Annotated in this window: 17 protein-coding genes; 10 read left to right on the forward strand and 7 right to left on the reverse strand. The window is 60.9% G+C overall.

From position 1 onward, the window contains the following. On the forward strand, positions 1–1,120 hold a 1,120-nt coding region (locus WCA85_RS24630), incomplete at its 5' end, for a TIGR00366 family protein (RefSeq protein ID WP_424067468.1). A 57-nt stretch (positions 1,121–1,177) separates the two neighbouring features. On the opposite strand, the gene WCA85_RS24635 is transcribed toward WCA85_RS24630, so the two are convergent. The 3 genes from WCA85_RS24635 to WCA85_RS24645 form a co-directional block, all read right to left on the reverse strand. Next, complete coding sequence (locus WCA85_RS24635; protein WP_424067469.1) at positions 1,178–1,522, reverse strand: hypothetical protein; 345 nt, start codon at positions 1,520–1,522, stop codon at positions 1,178–1,180. A gap of 196 nt (positions 1,523–1,718) precedes the next feature. After that, complete coding sequence (locus tag WCA85_RS24640; protein WP_424067470.1) at positions 1,719–3,311, reverse strand: tannase/feruloyl esterase family alpha/beta hydrolase; 1,593 nt, start codon at positions 3,309–3,311, stop codon at positions 1,719–1,721. Between the two features lie 86 nt (positions 3,312–3,397). Next, a complete protein-coding gene (locus WCA85_RS24645) occupies positions 3,398–4,504 on the reverse strand; it encodes an OpgC domain-containing protein (protein WP_424067471.1) in 1,107 nt (368 codons plus the stop codon). A gap of 405 nt (positions 4,505–4,909) precedes the next feature. Between WCA85_RS24645 and WCA85_RS24650 the strand changes: the two genes are divergently transcribed. The 5 genes from WCA85_RS24650 to WCA85_RS24670 all read left to right on the forward strand — a co-directional run bounded on the left by WCA85_RS24650 (position 4,910) and on the right by WCA85_RS24670 (position 12,225). Further along, entirely contained in the window at positions 4,910–6,424 is a 1,515-nt protein-coding gene (locus WCA85_RS24650; RefSeq protein ID WP_424067472.1) for an ATPase domain-containing protein, read from the forward strand. 7 nt (positions 6,425–6,431) lie between these two features. Continuing rightward, the gene (locus tag WCA85_RS24655; protein WP_424067473.1) at positions 6,432–8,090 is read left to right on the forward strand and encodes an ATP-binding protein; all 1,659 of its coding nucleotides are present in this window, start codon (positions 6,432–6,434) and stop codon (positions 8,088–8,090) included. A 109-nt stretch (positions 8,091–8,199) separates the two neighbouring features. Next, on the forward strand, positions 8,200–9,678 hold the full coding sequence (locus tag WCA85_RS24660) for an alkaline phosphatase family protein (RefSeq protein WP_424067474.1): 1,479 nt from the start codon (positions 8,200–8,202) through the stop codon (positions 9,676–9,678). 243 nt (positions 9,679–9,921) lie between these two features. Beyond that, the gene (locus WCA85_RS24665) at positions 9,922–11,277 is read left to right on the forward strand and encodes an MFS transporter (protein ID WP_424067475.1); all 1,356 of its coding nucleotides are present in this window, start codon (positions 9,922–9,924) and stop codon (positions 11,275–11,277) included. Between the two features lie 219 nt (positions 11,278–11,496). After that, positions 11,497–12,225 (forward strand): FadR/GntR family transcriptional regulator, encoded by a 729-nt coding sequence (locus WCA85_RS24670; RefSeq protein WP_424067476.1) that lies wholly within the window; start codon positions 11,497–11,499, stop codon positions 12,223–12,225. 59 nt (positions 12,226–12,284) lie between these two features. Here the strand turns inward: WCA85_RS24670 and WCA85_RS24675 are convergent, their stop codons facing one another. Beyond that, positions 12,285–14,027 (reverse strand): IlvD/Edd family dehydratase, encoded by a 1,743-nt coding sequence (locus tag WCA85_RS24675; RefSeq protein WP_424067477.1) that lies wholly within the window; start codon positions 14,025–14,027, stop codon positions 12,285–12,287. A 498-nt stretch (positions 14,028–14,525) separates the two neighbouring features. Here WCA85_RS24675 and WCA85_RS24680 point away from each other — a divergent pair, with 498 nt between their 5' ends. From WCA85_RS24680 to WCA85_RS24690, 3 genes are read left to right on the forward strand one after another with little or no spacing between them, the layout of a single operon-like run. Next, positions 14,526–15,629, forward strand: a complete 1,104-nt coding sequence (locus WCA85_RS24680; RefSeq protein ID WP_424067478.1) for a sugar ABC transporter substrate-binding protein — start codon at positions 14,526–14,528, stop codon at positions 15,627–15,629. After that, a complete protein-coding gene (locus tag WCA85_RS24685; protein WP_424067479.1) occupies positions 15,629–16,618 on the forward strand; it encodes an ABC transporter permease in 990 nt (329 codons plus the stop codon). The genes WCA85_RS24680 and WCA85_RS24685 overlap by 1 nt, the downstream gene beginning before the upstream one ends. Before the next feature lie 12 nt (positions 16,619–16,630). Continuing rightward, positions 16,631–17,401, forward strand: a complete 771-nt coding sequence (locus WCA85_RS24690; protein WP_424067480.1) for an ATP-binding cassette domain-containing protein — start codon at positions 16,631–16,633, stop codon at positions 17,399–17,401. Between the two features lie 196 nt (positions 17,402–17,597). Here WCA85_RS24690 and WCA85_RS24695 read toward each other — a convergent pair whose 3' ends face one another. The 3 genes from WCA85_RS24695 to WCA85_RS24705 all read right to left on the reverse strand — a co-directional run bounded on the left by WCA85_RS24695 (position 17,598) and on the right by WCA85_RS24705 (position 20,631). Then, complete coding sequence (locus tag WCA85_RS24695; protein ID WP_424067481.1) at positions 17,598–18,722, reverse strand: alpha/beta hydrolase family protein; 1,125 nt, start codon at positions 18,720–18,722, stop codon at positions 17,598–17,600. A gap of 2 nt (positions 18,723–18,724) precedes the next feature. Then, the gene (locus WCA85_RS24700; RefSeq protein ID WP_424067482.1) at positions 18,725–19,612 is read right to left on the reverse strand and encodes an AraC family transcriptional regulator; all 888 of its coding nucleotides are present in this window, start codon (positions 19,610–19,612) and stop codon (positions 18,725–18,727) included. 485 nt (positions 19,613–20,097) lie between these two features. Beyond that, positions 20,098–20,631: an arsenate reductase ArsC gene (locus tag WCA85_RS24705; protein ID WP_424067483.1), complete on the reverse strand. Its 534-nt coding sequence runs from the start codon at positions 20,629–20,631 to the stop codon at positions 20,098–20,100. 856 nt (positions 20,632–21,487) lie between these two features. On the opposite strand from WCA85_RS24705, the gene WCA85_RS24710 reads away from it, so the two are divergent. Continuing rightward, positions 21,488–25,090 carry a beta strand repeat-containing protein gene (locus WCA85_RS24710; RefSeq protein ID WP_424067484.1) on the forward strand — a complete coding sequence of 1,201 codons (3,603 nt, stop codon included), beginning with the start codon at positions 21,488–21,490 and terminating at the stop codon, positions 25,088–25,090. The last annotated feature ends 17 nt before the right edge of the window (positions 25,091–25,107 follow it).

The following is a 25,107-nucleotide window of genomic DNA, read 5'->3' on the forward strand; positions in this document are numbered from 1 at the left end:
CGTCCAGCGCGGCCTGCGTGCGATGGCCGCCGGCGTGAGTACGCCGGCCCGCGCGGCGCTGCTGGTGTTCCCAATCGTTGGTGTGGCCGCCTGGCTGAACTGGGGTCTCGGGCTGATCGTCGGTGCGTTGCTGTCGCGTGAAATAGCCAAACGGGTGAAGGTGGATTTCGCGTGGCTGGTGGCGGGCAGTTATTCGGCGTGGTCGGTGTGCAATAGCGGCCTGTCGAGCTCGATCGCGCTTTCGCAGGCCTCACATGGCAATGCGTTGAACCTGGTCGAGAAGGCCACGGGCCAGGTCATTCCGTTGAGCCAGACCGTGTTCGCGCCGTTCGTGTTCATCCCGACCGTGCTGGTGGTGGTCGTCATGACGGCAATCTTCATCAAGATGCATCCGAAGCCGGAACACGTGGTGGCGTTTAGCGAGACCGCGCCCGAAGCCGGCGCTAATGCGCCCGCTGAAGAGGCGGATCCGCACGCGCGCGGCGCCGCGCCGACCTCGTTTGCGGCCCGCGCCGAGCGCTCGATGTTGGGCACGCTGATACTGCTGGTGCTGGGTATCGGCTACCTGGCCATGACATGGCATGCCAAGGGCTTCGAGCTCGACATCAACACCACGATTCTGATTTTCCTGCTGGTCGGACTTGCGTTGCAGCGCACACCGATCGCCTATGCGGACGCGATTCGCCGCGCCGCGCGTCAGACCGGTTCGATGCTGCTGCAGTACCCGGTGTACGGCGGCATCATGGGCATCATGACGGGGACTGGCCTCGCCTCAGCGATTGCCAAGACCTTCGTGGCGATTGCCACGCCGGTGACGCTGCCGGTATTGAGCTATCTGAGCTCGCTCATCATCACGCTGCTGATTCCAAGCGCGGGTGGTCACTGGGCGGTGCAGGGGCCGTTCGTTCTGCCGGCGGCGCTGAGCCTGCATGCCTCGGTGCCACGCACCGCCATGGGGGTGGCGATGGCCGAAAACGTTTCGAACATGCTGCAGCCGTTCTGGGCTGTGCCGGTGGTGGCGATTGCGGGGATTCGCATCCAGCGCGTGATGGGCTATACGGCGGTCACGTTTGTGGTGTCGCTGGTCATTTACGGCGTTGCGCTCTGGCTGATTCCGTGACGCGGTTACGCGGCACCGCACAACCGCATGCACATGATCGGTGCGTGCCCACGATGCTCAGGTCGTGGGTCCCACCATCAGGATGGCGATGACTTCACCGGCGGTGGCGATTGCGACCGCCGCTTCGACCGGATTGGTATTCAGGAAGGTCCACAGGTCGATATCGTCGCGGAACTGGCTCCATGTGCCGAAGAAGCCGAGCGACAGGATCAGTCCGAACAACAGGCTGAAGCCGAGTGTGACTGACAGCCATTTGTCATTGTCGAGAAGGTTGGCGGCGAACGAAAAGGCGGCGAGACAGACGACCTGCGCGGCCAGAACGAAGAGCATGCCAGGGTGGTATTGAATGCCTTTATAGGTGAACGACCGCGACAGGCGTGAGCGGTCATATCTGTTGCCCATGGTCTTTCCTTGCGAGTTCCCGATTTTGCGCATTCGATTCCCGGCAAACGCGCACGGTGTTGATGTTTACGGTAGGCCCAAATTCAATGAAGTCAAGCCGCCGCGACTGACAGTAAGCCTGCTTGCCTGCCTGGATTGAACGGTACTGGCGCGACGGGGCCAATTCATGCACCAAAGCCGGCCTTACCCGCTGTGCTCACGGTTCGGCGCAGGTGAAATTGCGCGCCTCGTTCACATTACCTTTGCCAAGATAGCGCGGAAACATAGGATAGCGGCACAACGGGCGCGTTCGGCCATTGGTGGCAGCAGCGATATCCGTGGCGCTGAGCGTCTCTGGTGATACGCCGTGCGTGACCCAGTTATCCAGCGCACCGAGCAGATCCACGGATGGAATAAATACGCCGTTGCCGTGCTGATAGCCGGGCACCATGTAAAGCCGCATGAACGAATCCACCTTGTCGATGCCATAGCGTTCAATCAGCGCGTCGTAATACGCGATCGTCTGATTGGGGCTGATCACTTCATCCGCAAGTCCCTGCAGCGTGATCAGCTTGCCGCCATGCGCCGTGTATCGTGTGAGGTCCGTGTCCATGGAGCCGATGGTCTGCGAGAGCGCAAACAGTTGTTGCCGGTAACGGCCCGGATGCTGGATGTCGAAACTGAGCGAATCGAACTTCGCGTTCTGGGTGATGAAATAGCGGAGGTAGCTGTCGCCCTGAGTGAACAGGTAGCCGCTCGCCACGAAGGTGGGATACGGTAGGCGCTCAGGATTACGCGCAAGACCGAGCATGCCGGTGAATTGTGTCCCCTGGAACGCGTTGTAGCCCGCATAGTGGTTCGCGTTCCATGACAGTGGGTAGGGCAGTGACAGCCCGTCGCGCAGTACCAGCAATGTCGCAATTTGCGGATCGGTCAAACATGTGTCGCTCGGGCCTTGTGCCGTGGATGCGGTGCAGCGCAGCGAATCGATTATCTCGGGTTCATGCAGGCGGCAGGCTTCGACGTCGCTAATGATGCCGTCGGCTGCGCCGTCGAGCTTGTCGCATACTTCAAGGGTGCGTTGATAGACGCGTTGCAGCAGCGTGGGCGGCACGAAGCCACCGGGTGTCGCGTATTCCGCCTGTCCGAGCGCCACGCCCAGCAGACGCACACCCGAAAAATTGAGTGCGGGAGAGTTGGCGATCACGCCATCGTAGTCGTCAGGAAAGCGCTGCAATACGGTGTAGCCTTCGCGGCCCCCTGTCGAGCCGCCGCCAAAATACATGTGCTCCGGGCGCCGTGCGTACACGCGATCGATCAGCGCGAGCGCGACGTCATGCGTTTTCTTCAGATGCGCGTAACCGAAGTTGACCACCGCTTCATCCACGAGGCCGAACACTGCTAGCGCTGAATTGCCGGTATGTCCCGAGTCGTCGCCGAAGGTCGCGTAGCCTTCTGCGAGCGGCGCGTGAAACGGCGAGAACGGCGTGACGCCCGTGCCGCTCACTACGATACCGTCATAGCCGCCACCGCCAATCTGCAAAGCGCGGCCATTCCAGCGCAAGGGCAGGTTCAGATCGAAATGGATGTCGGGCGTACTCGCCAGAATGGCCTTGATGCTGCCCGTGACGCGGCAGTATTCGCCGCTTTGATTACCTGTGGCGGTGGCGGGAATCAGGGTGGCGCTGTCGACCTGTGCGCCACGTGTGGCAAGCCCGATGCCTTGCGGCTCGACTGTGGCGCCGGCAAGGGCTGCACACTGTGCGGCAAGCGCCGTTTGCTGTGACGCCGCCGTGGCGTTAATGGTCATGATGACAAGCGTGGCGCAGACCATCGAGCATGCCGCGCGCTGGCAACGTATCTTTGCGCCGCTCGCGCGCCTTACTGCACTGGCGCTCATCCGCACCCGGCACCGCTGACGGCGGCGCGCGATGCATCGCGGCGCCAGTCGCTCCAGCAGCGCGCAATGACCAGCATGGCAGTGATCGCAACGAGGTCACCACTGAGCGCCACAAGGACGCCCGCGACGCCGTGAAAGGCGCGCGGCGTGGCTGTATCGACGATCAACGACACGAGCGTGCCGGTGACAAAACAGACGAGGCCCGTGCGTCCCACTCGCACGACAGCGGGCAAGCGCTGCGCGAGCCAGGCGATGCTGCCCAGGCGCACCAGTCGCGTCGTTAGCCATGCTATAGCGAGGAAGTTGATCACCCGATCCACCGACAGGTTTTGTTTAAGCGTGCCAGGTAGCGGTTGCGTCAGCACGAACAGTTTGACCACCGCGAATGCCAGCACTGCGACGAGACCAGCGTGTACCAGCCAGCGCGCGGGCCTCGACATATGAAAGCGCTCGCTGACCGGGTGCACGCGACTCACGATGCCAAGCACGAACATCAGTTGCCATGCAAACGGATTGAAAGCCCAATCGCCGACGTCGTCAATACTGAAGAACACGGCTAGCGACCGCGCGGCGGCCCAGATAGCGACGCTCAGCAGCACAGCGGCGATCGCCGAACGCCGCGCGAGCGGCACCGCCAGCGGCACACACAACGCGAAGATCACATACATCGGCAACACGCTCGACAAGTAAGGCTGACGCCGCAACACGAGGATGTCGAGCGCCTCACGCAGCGGCTGGCTGGCGAACGGCGGCCAGCCGGTCATCTCGACCATGGGCCGGTTCAGATGGAAGAAAGCGAGCAATGCACCGGAGACGAGCGTCAACACGGCGGTCAGCAAGTACGCCCGGTAAATCTCCCAGCAGCGCTTGATAAAGCGCATCTGCGCCGCATTCGCGCCACGCCGCGTTAGCACCGCGGTGTACGCCGCAGCGGAGGCATAGCCGCCGAGAAACACGAACACTTCAGCCGAATCGCAGAACGCATAGGCGTGCAGCATCAAATGCGATAACGCGCTGCCGGGGATGTGATCCAGCACGATGACAATCAGCACGATCCCGCGGAAAAAGTCCACTTCGATCGAGCGTCCTATGCGTGATTCCATTCAGTTCCTCGCGAGTCCGGGCGGCGGGTTCTGGCAGCTATGCGCAGGGTGAAACGGGGTTGTGCTGGGTGAGGCGACGTCTTGCTTCGTTTAGGAAACGTTGCAGTGCGGAACGTTCCCGCGAAAGCGTCGTGAAATGGGTAGGAGATTGGCAAAACTGAATTTGGAATTTCGAGGGAGCGCCCGGTCGTGGTGACGCCACGCCGGGGGGCAAACAGGCGCGCGTTGTCGCGCCGAAAGAGCTGTGCCTCGTATGAAAGCGCGGAGCGCAGTGGTTGAATTGGCCGCTCGCGGCTGGCCCGCTATTTGCTCGAACAGTCGCGCTGGTCCGGCGAGCGGCGTCACGACGGGCGTTTGCCGGACCAGCCCATTCAAACTATTACGTCGGGTCATGACGTTTACATCATGATTGAAAATACGGATAAACCACGCGTAACACGCCTCTCTACTGGGACCGAAGGGATAGATGACATTCTGGGCGGCGGATTGACGCCGCATCGGATGTACCTCGTTGAAGGCGCACCCGGGACAGGCAAAACTACCTTGGCGTTGCAGTTTTTACTGCGCGGCGCCGCTCAGGGGCAGTCGGGCCTGTACATCACGCTGTCCGAAACCCGCTCCGAACTGATCGCCGTAGCGCAAAGCCATGGCTGGGACGTCAGCAAGTTCAAGATTGTCGAGCTGCTGTCGGACGAAGGACTTGACCCGCGCTTCGAACAGACGGTATTGCAGCCCGCCGAAGTGGAGTTGGGCGAAACCGTACGGGACGTGCTTGCGCAGGTGGATGAACTGAAGCCTGTGCGGATCGTGCTCGACAGTCTGTCCGAGTTGCGGCTGCTGTCGCAGAACCCGCTGCGCTATCGCCGGCAGATTCTTGCCCTTAAGCGCTATCTGGCCACGCGCGAATGCACGGTGCTGCTGCTCGACGACAACTCGTCGGAGCCGGGCGATCTGCAATTGCATAGTATTGCTCACGGTGTGATCAGCCTCGACAGCATGGCGCACGATTACGGCGGCAACAGGCGCCGGTTGCGGATCGCGAAGATGCGGGGCATCAAGTTCCGCGAGGGATATCACGACTTCACACTGGATACCGGCGGCATCAAGGTGTATCCGCGCCTGGTGGCAGCGGAGCATCACACTGAGTTCAATCCGGTGATACGCAGCACGGGCACCGGGCGCCTGGACACCTTGCTTGGCGGCGGTCTGATTCCAGGCACCAGTGTGCTGATGATCGGGCCGTCCGGCGTGGGCAAGACCACCACGGTGGTGTCGTGCCTGACTGCTGCGCTCAAACGCGGCGAGCGCTGTGTGTACTACCTTTTCGACGAAACCCTCAGCACGCTCCTGTTGCGTTCCGCGACGCTCGGCATGGACCTGAGGCCGCATATCGAGGCGGGCTTGCTGACAGTCAGGCAGATCGATCCGGCCGAACTGTCGCCGGGCGAATTCGCTAGCGACGTGCGCGACGCGGTCGAGAATCGCGGTATGAAATACGTGGCGATCGATAGTCTCAATGCTTACCTGCAGGCTATGCCCGGAGAGCGCTATCTGCTGCTGCAGATGCATGAACTGCTCGGGTATCTCAACCAGCAGGGCATCGTCACCATGCTGGTGCTTGGTCAGCACGGCATCATCGGTGAGGTGCAGAACGACATCGACATTAGCTACCTGAGCGACGTGGTGGTTCTGTTCCGTTACTTCGAACATCAGGGCGAAGTGCTGACCGCGATTGCCGCCGTAAAGAGCCGGGCCAATGCACACGAGCGCTCGATTCGCCAGTTCCGGCTGAGCGCGGATGGCGTGGAGGTGGGCGAAGCATTGCGCAATTTCGATGGCGTGCTAACCGGGTTGCCATCCTACAAGGGCAATACCGCGATGCTCGCCTCGACGGACAGCGTGATCGCCAGTGCCGGTTGATCACGTCATGGAACGCCGTGTCCTGATTCTCGCACCGTTCGGCCGTGACGCGGATGTGATCGCTGAGGTCCTCACCAAGGACACGCGTGAGTGCGTCCGCTGCACCGACGTCGAGACGCTGCACGCGGAACTGGACCGGGGCGCAGGCGCGGCGCTGATCACCGAAGAGGCGCTCGCATCCGGGCATACGCCGCAACTGTTCGATTGGCTGGAGCGGCAACCCGCATGGTCCGACTTTCCGATTATTGTGCTGGCGGGCACTCGTATGGGGCGTCGTTCCGCCCACAGTCTGGAGGTACTTGAGCGTCTGGGAAATGTCGTGGTGCTCGAGCGGCCGCTTAATTCCGAAACGCTGCGCCGTGCAGCGGCTTCGTCGCTGCGGGCGCGTATTCGCCAGTACGAGTCGCGCCGTCATCTGGCCGAACGTATCGAAGCCCAGGACGCGTTGGTACACCTCAACGATTCCCTCGAAGGGCGGATTGCCGAGCGCACGCATGAACTCGCTTCCGCCAACGACCGCTTGATGAAGGAGATTCACGAGCGCGCCAAGGTGCAGGCCGTGCTGGTGCAGTCGCAAAAGATGGAGGCGTTAGGGCAACTCACGGGTGGGATTGCGCACGACTTCAATAACCTGCTCAACGTCATCATGGTCAACGCGGAACTCATCGCACGTGTCAGCGGCGACGAGCGAGTGCGCACCATGGCGGCCACCGCGAAGCGCGCCACTGAACGCGGCGCCAAGCTCACCGGCCAGCTGTTGACGTTTTCGCGCACGAGCAACATCGACCTCAAGGCGGTGGACGTCGTCGCCCTGTTGCAGGGTATGCGCGACATCATCACAGTCTCGCTCGGCTCGACTATCCAGTTTGTTACGCGCTTCGATGATGAACAATTGTGGACCCAGGCGGACGCCAATCAGCTGGAGCTGGCAATTCTGAATCTGGCCATTAACGCGCGCGACGCCATGCCTGGCGGCGGCACGCTGGATGTGCGCGTCGGACAACGCGCCGCGCCGGACCCGACGCTCGAGCCGGGGCATTATGTGGTGGCCGAGTTCACCGATACCGGTTCGGGGATTCCTGCGGACGTGATCTCGCGCGTCTTCGATCCATTCTTCACGACCAAGCCGATCGGCAAGGGCACGGGTCTCGGCTTGAGCCAGGTATATGGCATCACGCGCCAGGCCGGCGGCACCGCACGGGTGATGAGCGAAGAAGGGCACGGGACGACCGTGCAGTTGTGGCTGCCCTTGCGTGAGCCAGTTGCATCGGAATCCGAAGTAACGTCTGCTGTCGAGCAGAACGTGAAAGGGATCAAGCGCATCCTGGTGGTTGAGGACGACGGTGAGGTGCGCACCATGCTGGTCGAATCGCTCAAGATGCTCGGCTACGTGGTGACTGAAGCACCCGACGGCAAGGCGGGGCTCGCACGCTTGCCCGATGACACGCCGGATCTGCTGATGGTCGACTTTGCGATGCCGGGCATGAACGGCATTGATGTGATTTCGGCGGCGCGCGAAATGCGCGATGATCTGCCGGTGATTCTCGCCACGGGGTATGCTGATGTCGATGTCTCGCGTCTGGCGGTTCGGCAGTGCAGCATCCTACGCAAGCCGTTTCAGCTTGATGAACTTGCGCGTACCGTGCGCCTGAGTCTGAAGGGTTGAACTTACCGGATGGGTCGGGCCGCGCATCGTGGCGACCGTGAATGGGTCATAGATACGTGTGCTGAGGTTTCGCTTGCGACTTTAAGAAAGAAACAAGGAGACAACGGAGATGAGCGATCCCACTCAAGGAGGCGGAGGCCGCGGCGGTTTCGATCGCCGCAGCTTTCTGGCAGGCGTAGCGGCGGCAGCGGGAAGTCTCGCGTTGCCCGCTTGCGGCGGGGGTGGGACGAATGTGCCCAATGGCAGCGCACAAGCCGCCTCGATTGTCGATGTGCCGTCTCCCGATGGGGGTGATCGCTACAGTCTGCCGCGTCAAACTTTGCCTGATCCGGCAAACTCCGGCATCGATTTCATTGTGCTGGTAACGATGGAAAACCGTTCGTTCGATCACTTCCTTGGGTGGCTGCCTGGCGCTGAGGGTCGGCCCGCTAATCAGCAATTTACCGATGCCTTCGGCACGGCGCAAACGCCTTTCCTGCTGTCAGCCAATTCGTCGTATGGCTATCAGGCCTGCGAGTATCAGGACCCGAATCATAGTTATCAGGGCGGCCGGACGCACCTTGCATCGGGCGCGATGAATGGCTGGCTGCTCACGCCGGACACCAGCGAAGATCGCGGCGACCTGCTGCCCATCGGCTACTACGCCCAAAGCGACCTGGAGTTTTTCAGTGGAGTGGCGAGCAACTACACGCTTGGCGATTTCTATTTCAGCGGCATCCTCACCAGCACCTATCCGAACCGGATCTATCTGCACAGCGGCGCAACGGACCGACTCGATGACAGTCTCGATACGTCGCAGTTGCCGACCATCTGGGACCGGTTGAACTCGGCGAATGTCGGCTGCAATTACTACTATCACGACGTGCCGTTCACTGCGCTTTATGGCGCGAAGTATCTCGGCATTTCACATCTGTTCTCTGATTTCCTCTCGAACGCCGCGGCGGGTACGCTGCCGCCGTTCTGTATGGTCGACCCGAGTTTTACCGGTGAATCAGAGGGTATTTCGAGCGACGACCATCCGCATGCGGACATCCGCAATGGCGAGGCGTTGCTTGGACAGATCTACGACGCGCTTTCCAGCGGCCCGAACTGGAATCGCACGTTGATGATCGTCGTCTACGACGAGTGGGGCGGCTTCCTTGAACACGTGGTGCCCCCTATCCGGCCGATCAGCAACGACGAACTCGCGCTTGGCAATGACGGGCGGCTCGGTTTTCGCGTGCCGTGCGCGTTGCTGGGTCCACGCGTGGCGGCGGGTGGTGTGACGCGCTATCCGTTCGATCCGAGTTCGATTCATCAACTGTTGCAATGGCGGTTTGGACTCGCGCCGCTCGGCGTGCGCGGCAATGACCCCGCCACCGTCAATCTCGCGTACGCACTCGACTTTACCAATGCGGCACGTACCGACGTGCCCGCTATCAACGTGGCCCAAGGACCCTTTGGCGGCCTGTGTGCGGGTGCGACGGCACCTGCGCCTTCAAGTTCAGTGTCGAGCATCGACAATGCGCAGGTCGCGACGTCTTCCGATCGTTTCGCCGACCTGCGCGCAAAAGCCGATGCTCTCGGATTTCCCCGGCCTGCGAGCTAAGGGTGCGAACCCGTGATGTCTTAAAACGCGAACCACCGCGCTGACAGCTGAGTTATCCATAGCGATTCTCACTATGTGGCAGCACGGATGAATTTCCATGAAAGCCGAACGAGTCGGTAACCGTTGGCAATCAGAAATCGCTTTTCGCCCGGCGTCTGGACGACTACTCTGTTGCTACCTGGAGCGGATCACCGCTCAAGCCCCGAAAAATCCGCATAAGGTTCTCGTAAAGGGAGAGCGTTCATGGAGATTGAAACCCGTACTTTGGCGCGTGTGACGGCAAGGCTGATACCGTTTCTGATGCTGTGTTATTTCGTGGCTTACCTTGATCGGGTAAACGTGGGGTTTGCTGCGCTGCAGATGAACAAGGACCTGGGTTTATCGGCCAGCGCATTCGGTTTTGGCGCGGGCATTTTCTTCATCGCTTATTTTTTCTTCGAAGTACCGTCCAATCTGCTGCTGGAGAAATTCGGCGCGCGGCGCTGGATTGCCCGCATCATGTTTACGTGGGGCATACTCGCCGGGGCGATGGCGTTCATTCCCGCTATTGCGCGCTACACGGGGCTCTCGTCAGCTCATGTCTTCTATACCCTGCGCGTGCTGCTCGGTATCGCCGAGGCGGGGTTTTTCCCAGGCATTATCTTTTTGCTGACGCTGTGGTTCCCGTCGATGTATCGGGCACGCGTGGTCGGCTATTTCATGGCGGCGATTCCGCTTTCCACCGTGATTGGCGCGCCGATTTCCGGGGCGCTGCTGGGAATGAACGGGATTGGCGGGATGGCCGGATGGCAATGGGTGTACCTGCTCGAAGCGGCGCCCGCGCTGCTGTTATCCATTGCAGTGCTGATCTACCTGACTGACCGTCCCGCCGATGCCACCTGGCTCAAAACGGACGAACGTGACTGGCTGGTGAACCGTCTAGCCGACGAGCGCAGCAAGCGCGAAGCGGTGCGCAAGTTCAGCGTGCGCGAGGCGCTCTTTAACCCGCGCGTGCTGGCCATTGCGCTGATCTATTTCGGTGCAAACGCAACCAATTACGGTCTGAGCTTTTTCTTGCCGCAGATCGTCAAAGGCTTCGGGCTGACCAACTTGCAAACGGGCTTTGTGACGTCGCTGCCGTATATCGTTGGGGTGATCAGCATGGTGCTGTGGGGACGGCACTCGGACAGCAAGCTGGAGCGCAAATGGCACGTGGCGATTGCCCTGCTGGTGGCCGCTGGCGGGATCGGCGCGTCGGCGGGGCTGGATAATCCCGTGTTGAAGATGATCGCGCTGTCGATTGCAGGCTTTGGCATCTTCGGCTGTCTGCCGGTGATCTGGACGCTGCCTGCTGCATTCCTTTCCGGCGCTGCGGCGGCGTGCGGCATTGCTGCGGTCAATTCGCTTGGCAACCTGGCGGGCTTCTTTGGCCCGTATGCGATGGGCTGGATCAAGGACAGCACTGGCGGCTTTGGAGCCGGTCTGCTGTGTCTGGCGGGCGCTGGACTCGTCGGGGTGGCGGCGGTGCTGCTGCTGCATCACGACACCGCGCTGGAGGATGCACCCGATCCGCTCAAGGCGGCGGGGCCGACGGGTGGCGAAGCGGGCCACCACGTCTAACGGTTTTACGCCGCGAACAAACGCTTAGCATCCCGACACGTTCGCAGGTTGCGCCGTCTGCCGGCTGGGGCCTGCCAACAGCGGGGTCGCTGTCTCACGCGAGATCATGCGTGCTATGCTTGAACGGGCACCAATACGTCATCATGAGCCGCCCCGTTCGGCAAACGGATGGCTGCTGCCGAGGTGCCGTCTCACGGGCATGACCTGCGATCTCGTCATATGGACTATCGTCATCTGCAACAACGCAAGAGCCTGCACGGTCGCATCGTGCAGGAACTCGGCATGCGTATCGTCAGCGGCGAGGTTCAGCCAGGCCAACGGCTGCCTGCCGAAGCGGACCTGTGCGAGCGTTATGGCGTAAGCCGCCCGGTGTTGCGCGAGGCGACGCGTGTGCTGGTGGCGAAAGGTCTGGTGGTGTCAAAGCCGCGCGTGGGCAGCGTGGTGAGGCCGCGTGAAGAGTGGCATATGCTCGACCCCGACGTCCTGTACTGGACGCTAAGCAGCGTGCCGGAAGGCGAATTCTTCCGCTCGCTGCTGACGGTGCGCCGCGTCATCGAACCGGCGGCCGCGGCGCTGGCGGCGAGCGCCGCAACCAGTGAAGATCTGGCCCGCATCGCCTTCGCTTATGAACGCATGGAGCACGCGCAAACCGCCGCCGCGCTGCTGGAGCCCGACCTCGAGTTTCATCGCGCCATCATGGCAGCCACGCACAACGATCTGCTCGCGCATATTGGAAATATGCTGTCGCTGGCGCTGTCCGAATCGATCAAGCTGACAAGCCGTCACCCCGACACCCATGCGCTTTCATTGCCGCGTCACAAGGCAATACTCACGGCCATTCAGAGCCGCGATCCGCTCGGCGCGCGCCAGGCGAGCCTCGTACAACTCGAAAACGCCAGCGCGGACGCCGAAAGCATTCTCGAAGTTGGGCGAGGCCATCCGGCGTAACGTTCGTCAAACAGCGGCCCGCACATCCGGTTGATGATCCGGCCGCCGTTCACACTCATTCAGTGCGAATGACGCGGCACCTCCGCGCCCCGGCAACCGACCAGAAAATCGAAGTCACATCCCTGATCGGCCTGCAATACGTGTTCAACGTAGAGATGCCGATAGCCGCTTGCATCCGCAGCGGCTGGTTGCTGATTCTCGCGCCACTGCGCAAGACGGGCGGTCAGTTCGGCGTCGCTGATATCCAGATGCAGACGTCCAGCGTGACAGTCCATGTCGATCCAGTCGCCGTCGCGCACGACGGCGAGCGGACCGCCAGCGCGTGCCTCGGGGGCGATATGCAGCACCACCGTGCCGTATGCGGTGCCGCTCATGCGCGCATCCGAGAGCCGCACCATGTCGGTCACGCCTTGCTCCAGCAGCTTGGGCGGCAGGCCCATGTTGCCGACTTCGGCCATGCCGGGATAGCCCTTCGGGCCGCAGTTCTTCAGCACCAGCACTGACTCTGCGGTGACGTCGAGGTCGGGCGCGCCGATGCGCGCCTTGTAGTCTTCGAAATTCTCGAACACGACGGCACGGCCGCGATGCTTCAACAATTCGGGTGTCGATGCGGACGGCTTAAGCACGGCGCCGTTCGGCGCGAGATTGCCACGCAATACGCATAAGCCGCCATCGGCGACGAGCGGATTATCGAGCGGGCGGATCACCTCTTCGTTATACAGCGGCGCGTCCTTGCAGTTCTCCCACAGCGTCTGACCGTTCGCCGTCAGCGCGGCAGGATGCGGCAACAGGCCACCCTCGCCGAGGCGTCGCACGACGGCGGGCAGGCCGCCTGCGTAATAGAACTCTTCCATAAGGAAGCGCCCCGAGGGCTGCAGATCGACGATTGTTGGTGTGCCGCGGCCTATGCGGGTCCAATCGTCGAGTTCGAGGTTCACGCCAATGCGACCCGCAATCGCTTTCAAATGAATTGCGGCATTGGTTGAGCCGCCGATGGCGGCATTCACGCGAATCGCGTTCTCAAACGCCTCACGAGTCAGCAGCTTCGATAGGCGCAAGTCCTCCAGCGCCATCTCCACAATACGCATACCCGACAGATGAGCGAGCACATAGCGGCGCGAATCCACCGCTGGAATTGCGGCGTTATGCGGCAGCGTGACGCCGAGCGCTTCAGCCATGCAGGCCATTGTCGACGCGGTGCCCATCGTATTGCAGGTGCCCGCTGAGCGTGACATGCCCGCTTCCGCCGACATGAAATCGTGCAGCGTGATCTTGCCGGCCTTCACCTGTTCGCTCAATTGCCAGACTATTGTGCCCGAGCCGATGTCGCGGCCCTGATGTTTGCCGTTGAGCATTGGGCCACCTGTGACCGCGATTGCAGGCACGTCACAGCTTGCCGCGCCCATTAGCAGCGCAGGGGTGGTCTTGTCGCATCCGACTAGCAGCACGACGGCGTCGATCGGATTGCCGCGGATCGACTCCTCAACGTCCATGCTCGCCAGATTGCGCGTAAACATCGCAGTAGGGCGCAGGTTCGATTCGCCGTTGGAAAAGACCGGAAACTCAACCGGAAACCCGCCCGCTTCCAGCACGCCGTGTTTGACGTGCTCGGCGAGCTTGCGGAAATGCGCGTTGCAAGGCGTGAGTTCCGACCAGGTATTGCAAATGCCGATGATCGGTTTGCCCTGGAATTCGTGATCAGGAATACCCTGGTTTTTCATCCAGCTGCGGTACATGAAGCCGTTTTTATCGGCTGTGCCGAACCATTGGGCAGAGCGTAACGGGCGTTTGGCGTCCTTCATGGGCTTCCTCCTTGACTACCAAGGATAGTAATACTATTCGCCGAATGCGGCTTGCCGTTCGCGGCCTGGAGCGTGGGAGTCACAGACCATCCGTCCACGTGATGCCGGACCCGCACAAAACGCTGGCTATATTCCCTTGCGAATCATGTTGCACTGCAAGGTGCTGCATCGGATGCGAAGCATTCAGGTGCGTCTCGCGCTCCAGCGGCAACGCCTCTTTGCAAGCTCAACTGAATTTCATTGAAAGGCATGCTTGCAACGTTCGATCCTGTGCAGGATGCGTTGTGCAGATTCGTAAATAGTCCGACTAGTTAAGGGTATACATCGATTAATAGCCGGATATGCGTGATATAGCATTTTCGGTGCATCGTCGTGCGGGAATCGCATGCGTTCGAGCAGGCGGTTCCATTGGGGCGTGGTGATGCCCGGCACCGGCGCTTTCCCGGCCAGCGCCGTCATAAACAGTAAGTTTGAATAACTGAAAGACGGGAGAATGAGATGGCCGAGGAGCGGGAAGATAAAAGCGAAGGACGGGGCGAAGTGCAGAGCACGCGGCGCGGCCTGTTGCAAGGCGCGGGTCTGGCCTCTGCGATGGCGTTGCTCGGTGGCGCGCTCGGTGGCGTAGTCACACCGGCAATGGCCGCAGATGCAGCACCGTTTCCGTCGCACAAGCGTTGGAAGATCGTGTTCGTCAACCACGTTACGACGAACCCTTTCTTTGTCCCCACGCAGTACGGCATTGAGGATGCCTCAGCATTGCTTGGGTTCGATTACCAGTGGACAGGTTCAGCGAACGCCGACGTCGGCGAGATGGTCAACGCGATGAATGCTGCCATTGCCGGCAAGGCCGATGCCATTGCGGTACCGATCGTCGATCCCAAGGCATTCGACGCGCCGATCCAGAAAGCGCTGGACGCAGGCATCCCCGTGTTCGCCTACAACGCGGATGCGCCACGCGGCAGCACCAACCCCCGGCTTGCCTACATTGGTCAGGATCTGTACCTGTCCGGTTATCAGATGGGCGAGCGCATTGCCAGTCTGGTCGACAGCGGTATCGTCGCACTCTTTATCGCCACACCGGGTCAGTTGAACATCCAGCCACGGCTGGATGGCGCGATGGACGCGATCAAGAAATCCGGCAAGAAGATCGACGTGCAGACAATTGCAACGGGCGCTACCGTCAACGAAGAACTCTCGAAGATCAAGTCGTTCTACCTCGGGCACCAGGACCTGAAGGGCATGTTCGCGGTCGACGCGGGCAGCACGCAGGGCGTGGCCGAAGTGATGAAGGAATCGAATCTGCCGGCCAAGGGTGTGCATGGCGGCGGCTTCGACCTGCTGCCGCGTACCGTGCAGCTGATTCATGACGGCTTCCTCGACTTCACGATTGACCAGCAACCGTACGTGCAAGGCTTCTACACGGTGGTGGAAGCGTTCACGTTCCTTGCCTCGGGTGGACTGGTGGGACCGGCCAACATCAACACGGGCCTGAAGTTTGTCACCAAGGGCACGGTCGATCCGTACCTCAACACCGAAACGCGCTACGAAGGCAAGAGCACGAAGCCGCAAATCGTGCCGCGTAGTGGTGGGATCAAGTCGTAATGACATCCGTGACGGATACGACGAAATCCGGCGATCGCGCCAGGCGCGGGCCTGGCGCGATCGCGCGCTCCAGTGAGATTCGCATTCTGGCGGTCGCGCTGATTCTGGCCGCCTACTTCGAAATCGCCAATCACGACTTTCTGCTAACGAGCGCCAGCCTCGAAAACCTGTCGCAGTTCATCGCGCCGGTGGCGATCATCGCGTGCGGCGAAATCATGTTGATGATCGGCGGCGAGATTGATCTCTCCGCGGGAATGCTGTTCGCCTTCGCTCCGTTCATCATGCATTTCACACACGAGGCGGGCGCGCCAACCTGGATCGCGGTGATTGTCGGCGTCTTTGCCGCAGGCGTGGTGGGGCTGATCAACGGCGCGGTCACGGTGTACATGCGCATTCCTTCGTTCGTGACGACGCTCGGTACGCTGTTCTTCATCAACGGTCTCACGCTGACCATCTCGCGCGGCACGCCGGTGTCCACGCCGGATGGCGCAGATTTCGCCGCGTTCATGGGCGCCTGGGGATATAGCGAGATCATCTGGACCGTCGGCATCGCAGCGGTCATGCACGTTCTGTTGCGCAATACCCGATGGGGCTTGCATACGATTGCGTCCGGAGCCAATCCATTAGGGTCGAGCGAAGCGGGTATCAACGTGAAGCGGCTGAAACTCGGCAACTTCATCATTGCCGCTGTTCTCGCTGGATTTACCGGCATTCTCGAAGGCTTTCGCATCACGTCAATCGATCCGCAAGCCGGCGGCAATCAGATCATGTTTCTCGCCGTGGCCGCAGCCGTGATCGGCGGCACGCCGCTCGCGGGCGGGTCGGGCACGATCATCGGTGGCCTGATTGGCGCGGCGGTGCTGGGCATTCTGAACGACGGCTTCACACTGATCGGTATCAACGCGTTCACCTTCAATATGATTCTCGGCGCTGCGATTCTCGCCGCGATGATCTTCAACATCCACGTCGTGCGTCTCGCGCGTAAGTAAGGGAGAGTCGTGATGTCCGAGGTGGCGTATGCGCTGCGCGGCGAAGAGATAGTCAAACGCTTCGGTGCGGTCACGGCGCTCGACGGTGTGGCGCTGACACTCAAGCCAGGTGAAATTCTCGGCGTGCTGGGCGATAACGGCGCGGGCAAGTCGACGCTGATCAAGATACTCACCGGCTTTCACCAGCAGACGAGCGGCAAGCTCTTTATCAACGGTGAGGAAACGCTGCTGCGCTCGGTCGATCACGCACGGGCGCTGGGTATCGAATGCGTCTATCAGGATCTGGCGCTCGCCAATTCGCTCAGCATCTATCACAACATGTTTCTGAATCGGGAGATCATTCGCCCGGGACCGTTCCGGTTGTTGAACAACCGGGCAATGCGCGCGCGCGCTGCCGAGTGCCTTGAAGAAATTGGCGTGCGGGTGCCTTCGGTTGATTTGCCGGTCGAGCAGCTTTCCGGTGGACAGCGCCAGGCCATTGCCGTGGCGCGTGCGGTCAATTCGAATGCGAAGATCCTGTTGCTCGATGAGCCGCTCGCCGCAATGGGCGCTCGCGAAGCAGGGCTGATCATCGATCTCGTGCTGCGTCTGAAGGAAAAGGGCGGCCTGTCGATTGTGATGATCATGCACAACTATGCGCAGACGCTGGATATCGCCGATCGCGTCATGCTGATGCAGCGCGGCCGCGTGACCTATGAGAAGGAAGCGGCCAGCACGTCCGTGGCGGAGTTGATGGACATCGTGCGGCGCGAATATCGGGCGATGCGAACGGCTGCGAATTGATGTAATTCGGCGCGCGGCTCGGTTTTTTGTGGCGCCAAAAGCCTGGGATTCCTCAGGCTTCTTTCGCTGTGTAAGAGGCAGCGGTTTCGTGGCGAACCGTGGCCGCGTTCTTGCCATTGTGCTCATGCGGTGGGCCTGAACGAGCGACTGCGTAACAGCCGAACGGCACGATTCCATTTGCCCATATGCCGCCACTTTAAAGCGGCTTCGCAGGCAGTGTGCTTGCGAAGAATCCGAGCGCCCAGTCGATGGTCTGCGCGTGAACCGCCTCGCGATCTACGCCCGGAGGATCCTTGCAGAGCCCGGCGAGTTGATCGACCACGCCAGGCAGGCAGTCGTCGAGGAAGGTGTAGTGGGCGGCGCCTGGCACCATGTTGACCTTGGCGTCAGGCATCAGGCTGGCGATGCGATGGATGTTCGTGTCCACCGGTGCGACCGAATCCTGCGTGCCAGCGACGAGCATCAGGGGGATGCTTACATCAGCGAACGATGTGGCATCAAAGGCTTCTCCCAACGCCGGCGCAATCGCAAAGACGGCCTTGACGCGCGGGTCCCGATAGGAGTCCCCAGAGCGCGCCATGGAGGCCAGCGTCTGCGGCGAGAGGGTGGCTAGCGTCGGTGCTTTGTCCTTCACACGAGCCATTTCCGGCGGCTTGCAGATTGCATCGGCTGCAGGTGACGCACAAAAGTCCAGAAATCGTTGCTGGCGGGTTCGCGCACCCGCCAGTTCCAGGACGGTATAGCCGCCAAGCGAGAAGCCCACCGCACCGATGCGGTCCCTGTCGATATGCGCACCCAAGGTGGGATCGACCAGCAGGCCGTCTAGCACTTCGCTGAGATCGGTGGCGCGTTCCCACCACAACATGAAGCCCTCTCGCGTCAGTGGTTCCGATGCGTTATTGCCCGGATGATTGACCCCGGCGACGATATAGCCGTGTGCCGCGAGCGCGGATGCCAGCCAGTCGAGGCTGTTCGCGCTCCCACCCGTTCCATGCGACAACAGCAGCAGCGGATATTTCGTGCGAGCGTCGGAAAGCGGCGCGTTGGCGGCGATCCCGTGGCCTCGAAAGAGCGGAGCGCCGGGCGCGCCGATTTCACGCGGTTGCTCGGGGCTCGCCGCCGCGACCGGGTACCAGATGCGTGTGACCAGCGCTTCAGTCTTGGCCCCACGCCAATCACGCGCCACGGCAGGATGAACCACACGCACGGTCTCTCCCACGTGATACGGTGCGGCGCTGTCAGTGGCATCGTCGGCGGCGCAGGCAACGGCTATCCAGCACGCCGACGCGAAAGCGAGGGCGCTAAGAAAGATACGCAGCATGGTTAGTCCTTTCGGAGCGGAATCATGAGATCGGTCACGCGCTCGTGACGCGGATCGGGTGACGGCAGGTCCCGATAGAACTCCAGCGCTGGACGATCATCGGGTTCGTAGCCGCTATGCGGCAGCCAGCCGCCGAATAGCGCCTGAAACGTCGGGGCAATCAGCGCGTATGGACCGATGAGCCGGTGCGTCGCATAGAGACCGCCTTCGACACGCACGATCTCAAACGCGCCGGCCGATTCGATCGGCGTGGACGGAATGATTCCGGCAAGGTACGAAAAACTGGCGGGCTCCTCCGAGTCTCCAGAGCAAATACCGAGGGTGGGGCCGTCATATCTTCCCGCAGTCCCGTCACCGACTAGTTGCGGCCACAACTTCCTGAGCGTTCTGAACGTCTGGCTGATGGTGGCCGGCGGTCCGTGGTGACGCAGACAGAGCACATCGAACGGCGCGAGTTCGACCAGTTCGACGTGGGGTGCGTCGGTGCGTTTGGGCACCGGCCCCGCAGTCGCAGAGGGAGCCGCGTCCGCCCACGGCGTGATGAGGCGTTTTTGCCGCATCTGGAATGCGCTCGGACTTACCCCCGCGAAGCCCCGAAACGCACGCGAGAACGCCTGCGGGCTCTCATACCCTACGTTCGCCGCGACGTCGCCGACTGGATCGTCGGCGACAGTCAGACGGTGGGCGGCCCGCGCCAGGCGCACGCGCTGAACGGTTTCGACGACGCTTTCGCCGGTCAGCGCCCGGTAAATGCGATGAAAGTGAAACGGCGACAGGTGCGCCACTGCCGCAAGGCTGTCCAATGTGTGCGGCGCGCCAGGATCCGCGAGGATCGCCTCGACGACGCGGGCGATTCGCCGATGGTAATCACGTTCGGTAGAGGGCCTCATGATGGCGTCAGGATAGCCCTTTCGACATCGACCCGCGTTGCAGGACTTGCGGATTTTATGGTGGCCGTGCGCGCAATTCGGGCACAGGTCCCGTGCAGTTGCATTGACAGGGGCTTAGCCCTTCACCTACTGCATGGGCAGTGCCATCCCGCCGCGTCGGACGAGAAGTTGTCCACACAAACTGTTCGCAAGGCTGTGGACAATTTGCGGGAAAGCGGCACAAGTGGCTGAAACCATTCAGTTTGTGCGCTGCGCGACGGGAGTGTGCAATTGACCGCTTGCTGGTGACGCTTAGGGACCGGCGAAGTAAGTAGCGACTGGAAGCAAACGTTGGCGTGCTGCGGATGCGTGCAGGCGCGGCCCCGGTGTAACGCCGTTATAAGCCAGGACGATGCCGTTGCATGTGCGCGGTATGCGGGCGCATTGGCGAGCGACGACTATTCAGCGTGGGTCGCACAGGTGACGTGGGCAATCGTGCCCGCTGCTCACCCCGAACAGACGACGTCGCTGTCGCGCAGGACGGGCTCAAGCGGCGCGGGAGGGAGAGCGGCGGGCGACGACGCGTAGCGGGGGAGCTCCATAAACAGCGTGACCCGGCGCACGATTTGCCAGAACACCTTCTCGAAGGACCGGGTGCGCTCGTCCGGCGTCATGCCTTCGGCGAGTGGATCGGCGAAATCCCACTTGAGAAAATGCGGCTCGCCCGGAAAGGCGGGCGTGACATTCTCGCCGACGCGCTCATCCATCGTGATGATCAGATCCATACGCGGTGCCCATTCGCCGGTGAATTCAAGCCAGCTTTTCGGCGCCAGCAGGCCAAGCTCGGACACGCCCGGGCGCAGTTGCGCAATGGCGAGCGCGTGTACACGCGCAGCCGGTTCAGCCCCCGCACTGAATACGTCGAACCGGTGGCCGGCCAGTTCGCGCAGCAAAGCCTCCGCAATGATGCTCCGAGCTGAATTCTCACGACAGAGAAACAGCACCTTATATTTATTGATCACGCTCTTGCCCCGTAGCACGTTTTTTTCGTTGTGACCGCGATTCTGACGATCCAGTCTTGCACTTCCGTGACAGGACGAACTCCGCACGGGCAAAAGCCCACGCGGTCAAGTGACGGAAGCGGTTTGCTGCATGGTCTCGCGCGGCCGGACGTCCACGGCGAGGGGTATTGCGGTGTCATCTTTTGGCTGGCCGGATATACCCGCGCCGAACCTGTGAACGCTTCGGTAGCCGAACATGCCCGAGACTGCGTTTGAGCTGGGCCGCACGCCGGAGTCAGTCGGAGACGGACTTCGCGGACCTGGTGGACTCGAGTTGCCCATTACGTTAGCACGAGAAAATTTCCCTGTGGATATCGGGTGATACGAATGGCGTGTGGGTGAGAGTTGTGGTGGTGGAAAGGATTAGGCGGTGCCATTGGCACCGCCTTTTTTGGTTCTGCGACCGGAATCTGTGCGCCATTGTCTTCGTCTTGCGTCTTATTCGGCCGCTTCCCGACCGGCGACCCATTGAGAATTCGTCTGACGAATATAGACGAATCGCAATGCGGCGGTCGGAAATTAGGAATAGGCCGATAGGTTCCTCCCCCTCCGAAGCTCAACATACTAATCAGGATTCGCCAACGCATTTCGGCATTTCAAGACGGTAGTGACAGCAGGAGTGCTCGCTGATACGTCGCCGGTTATTGCATCAGCGAGGCGTTTTCCGGGTTGCGCCGTCCGTTACGAAACGGGCCCTTTCCCTCCGAACTCATCCTGGCCAGGACATGGCCAATGGCAGCCGCTCAAACGGCTGCCATGGCAGCGCTTTGCCTTGAGCCAGGACGGCCAGACCCAGTAGTTGCGATCTATTTCCTACTTTTTAGAGATTTAAACCATGAATCAGAATCGGTTTCGTCGGGTGTTTAGCAAGCGTCTGGGTATGCTCGTCGCGGTTGCGGAAAACGTAAAGAGCCAGGGCAAACAGCCTGGCGAGAGCGCTGGTGTCGTTGAAGTGCGCGTCAGCTTTAGCGTGGTGTCGTCGTTGACGGCAGCCGCGCTCGCGCTGCTTTCTCTGGATCCGTCCATCAGCTCGGCACAATCGCTGCCGACCAACGGTCACGTGGTAGCGGGTCAGGCGACCATCGGCCAGCCCAACGGCAACACGATGACGATCGACCAGGGCAGCCAACGCACTGTGATCGACTGGAACACGTTCAACGTCGGCCAGGGCAACACGGTGCAGTTCAACCAGCCGAACACCCAGGCGCAGGCGCTGAACCGCGTGGTGGGCGGCGTGCCGTCGAACATTCAGGGTTCGCTGCTGGCTAACGGCCAGGTGCTGATCCAGAACGCGAATGGCGTGCTGTTTGGTAAGGGCGCAGTGGTGAACGTCGGCTCGCTGCTGGCGACGACGAAAGCGATCGATCCGAATGCATTCATGGCGGGCAACCCGCTGGCACTGAGCTCAACGGGCACGAACGCCGGCGTGGTGAACGATGGTTCGATCCAGGCACAGGGCTTCGTGGTCCTGATGGGCGACCAGGTGCGCAACACGGGCACGATCTCGACGGCCAAGGGTGGTCAGGTTGCGCTCGCCGCAGGCGACAGCGCAACGGTTGCGCTGCCTAACGGCCAGGGCATCTCGCTGACGCTGACCAACGCGTCGGCTAATGCACTCGTGGATAACAGCGGCAGCATCGTGGCGCAGAACGGCAGCGTGCTGCTGACTGCGCGTGGTAAGGACACGCTGCTGAACACGGTGGTGAACCTGTCGGGCGTGGTGCGCGCCGGCACGGTGGTTGCCGATGCGGGCAACACGGGTGACGTGGCGGTGACGGGCAAGATCGACGCGTCGAACAATGCGGCCGGTGGTGTTGGCGGCACGGTGGTGCTGTCGGGCGACCGCGTGGGTCTGCTGGGCAACGCAAGCGTGGACGTGAGCGGCGATGCGGCTGGCGGCAAGGTGATCATGGGCGGCGACAGCCTGCACCAGCTCGCCGGTACGCAAGCAGCGGGCATGTTGCAGGATGGCGTGAACTTCGCGAACTACACGCAGGTGGATGCGGGTGCGACGGTCAATGCGGGTTCTGCACACGGTAATGGTGGTTTTGTTGAGACGTCGGGGCATAACCTCGATGTGGAAGGTGCGGTTAGCGCGGCTGCGGCGAATGGTAAGGCTGGTCAGTGGTTGATCGACCCGACGGACGTGACGATTAGCACGGGTGCGGATGCGAACTACAGCGGTGCGGTGACGGGCGGGTTCAGCGGTGGCTCGAACACGAGCGCGACCGTTAAGAACACGACGATCAGCAATGCGCTGAACGCAGGCACGGACGTGACGATCACGACGGCGAGCGCGGGCACGGCGGCGGGGAATATCATCCAGGCATCCGGTGCGGATATCACGAAGACGAGCGGCGCGGCAGCGAATCTGACGCTGGTGGCCAACGGCAGCATCGCGCTGAATGGCAATATCGCGTCATCGTCGAATGCGCTCAACCTGAACATGACGGCAGCGATGGGCGGCGTCAACGGATCTGCGAGTCAGATCGCTGGCCGAACTATCGACCTGAACGGCGGAAATCTCACTGTTTCCGGTAATACGACAGGTGGAACGGGATTGATTGGCAACGCCGTCCAGTTCAATGGTACGGTGACGAATATCAGCGGCGGTTCGATCACTGGCGCGGCTGACACGGGTTCAGGCGTTGTGCTTGCTGGAAATTTCACCGAAATCGGCAACGGCCCCATGTCGGTGACCGGGACATCTAACGCAGGCGATGGCATCCAGTTTTTCGTTAGTAACCTGAACCTGACGCAGAACTCAAAATTTAATGCAAGCGGAAGCTCTGTCAGCGGTCGCGGTATTTGGTATCAGTATGGAAGTCAGACAAACGTCGGTGACACTGCATCGGCTAACATCTCCGGCGTTTCGGTCAGCGGAGTTGGTCTTCAGGTTGGCGACGCCGGTCATAGCACTGCATCGGTTTTCACGGTAGCTCAAGATGCTATCGTTAATCTGAGTGGGGCTAGCTCGACGAACAACGGCATGTTTGGTGCAGCGATCACCGTCAACGCCACCGACAATGGCCGCCTGAATATCTATGGCACTTCGAATACAACGAGTGGCGTAAGCTTGGGTGCAGGTAGTGGCCCTGTGACTGGTGATACTTTCAGCCCCGGTGTGGGAAATCCTTTTCCTCGGATCTATGTTTCTGGAAACGCCACCGTTGACATCAATGGCTCATCACGCGATTCATATGCAGTAACCGATTGGGGCACTTTCACCGTCGCCGATAACGGACACCTGAACATAGAGGCTAAGGGAGAGGGGGGCTATTCCGGAGCGTCGACTATAGTGCTGTCCGACAACGCTTCTTTGGACATCACTGGCCAAGCTAACAGCGGGATGGGTGTTTTTGCACCCAACCTGGTCTTATCTGGGAATAGTACTGCCAACCTTAGTGGCACCTCAGACTCAGCGTCTGGCGTGAAAGAGGGCGTAGACCGGAATCGAGTCCTAAACATTGCGGATAACTCCAGCGTGACAATAAGCGGATATTCCAATTCCGGCACTGGCGTAACCGACGGGGCAACTCACGACATCACCGATAACGGCTCACTAAGCATCAATGGTAGTTCGCAAGATGGCACTGGTGTCAAGGTTGTTACGGACGTGAACGTCGCTGACAATACGACTGTGAACATCAGTGGCAGTTCGACCAATGGCACGGGTGTGTCTGACAATGGCTCGATCAACGTTTCGGGTAACGGCACGATCAATATCTCCGGCGACTCGACCAATGGTTCGGGCGTGATCGAAGGCGGCAACGGTTCGATCAACATCTCGGGTAACGGTGCGGCCGACATCACGGGTAACTCGACGACGGGCAACGGCACGGTAATCGACGGTGTCGTGAACGTGACGGACAACGGCACGATCAACATCTCCGGTGGCTCGACCAATGGTTCGGGCGTGGTCGAAGGCGGCAACGGTTCGATCAACATCTCGGGTAATGGCTCGGCTGATATCACGGGTAACTCGACGACCGGCAACGGCACGGTGATCAACGGTGACGTGAACGTGACGGATAACGGCACGATCAACATCTCCGGTGACTCGACCAATGGTTCGGGCGTGATCGAAGGCGGCAACGGTTCGATCAACATCTCGGGTAACGGCGCAGCTGACATCACGGGAAATTCGACCGATGGCAACGGCACGGCGATCGACGGTGTCGTGAACGTGACGGACAACGGCACGATCAACATCAGCGGTGACTCGACCAACGGTACGGGCGTGATCGAAGGCGGCAATGGTTCGATCAACATCTCGGGTAACGGCGCAGCTGACATCACGGGCAATTCGACCGATGGCAACGGCACGGCGATCGACGGGGACGTGAACGTGACGGATAACGGCACGATCAACATCAGCGGTGACTCGACCAACGGTACGGGCGTGATCGAAGGCGACAATGGTTCTATCAATATCTAGTGTAACGGCGCAGCTGA

The organism is Paraburkholderia sp. (assembly GCF_049581445.1).
Lineage (GTDB): Bacteria > Pseudomonadota > Gammaproteobacteria > Burkholderiales > Burkholderiaceae > Paraburkholderia.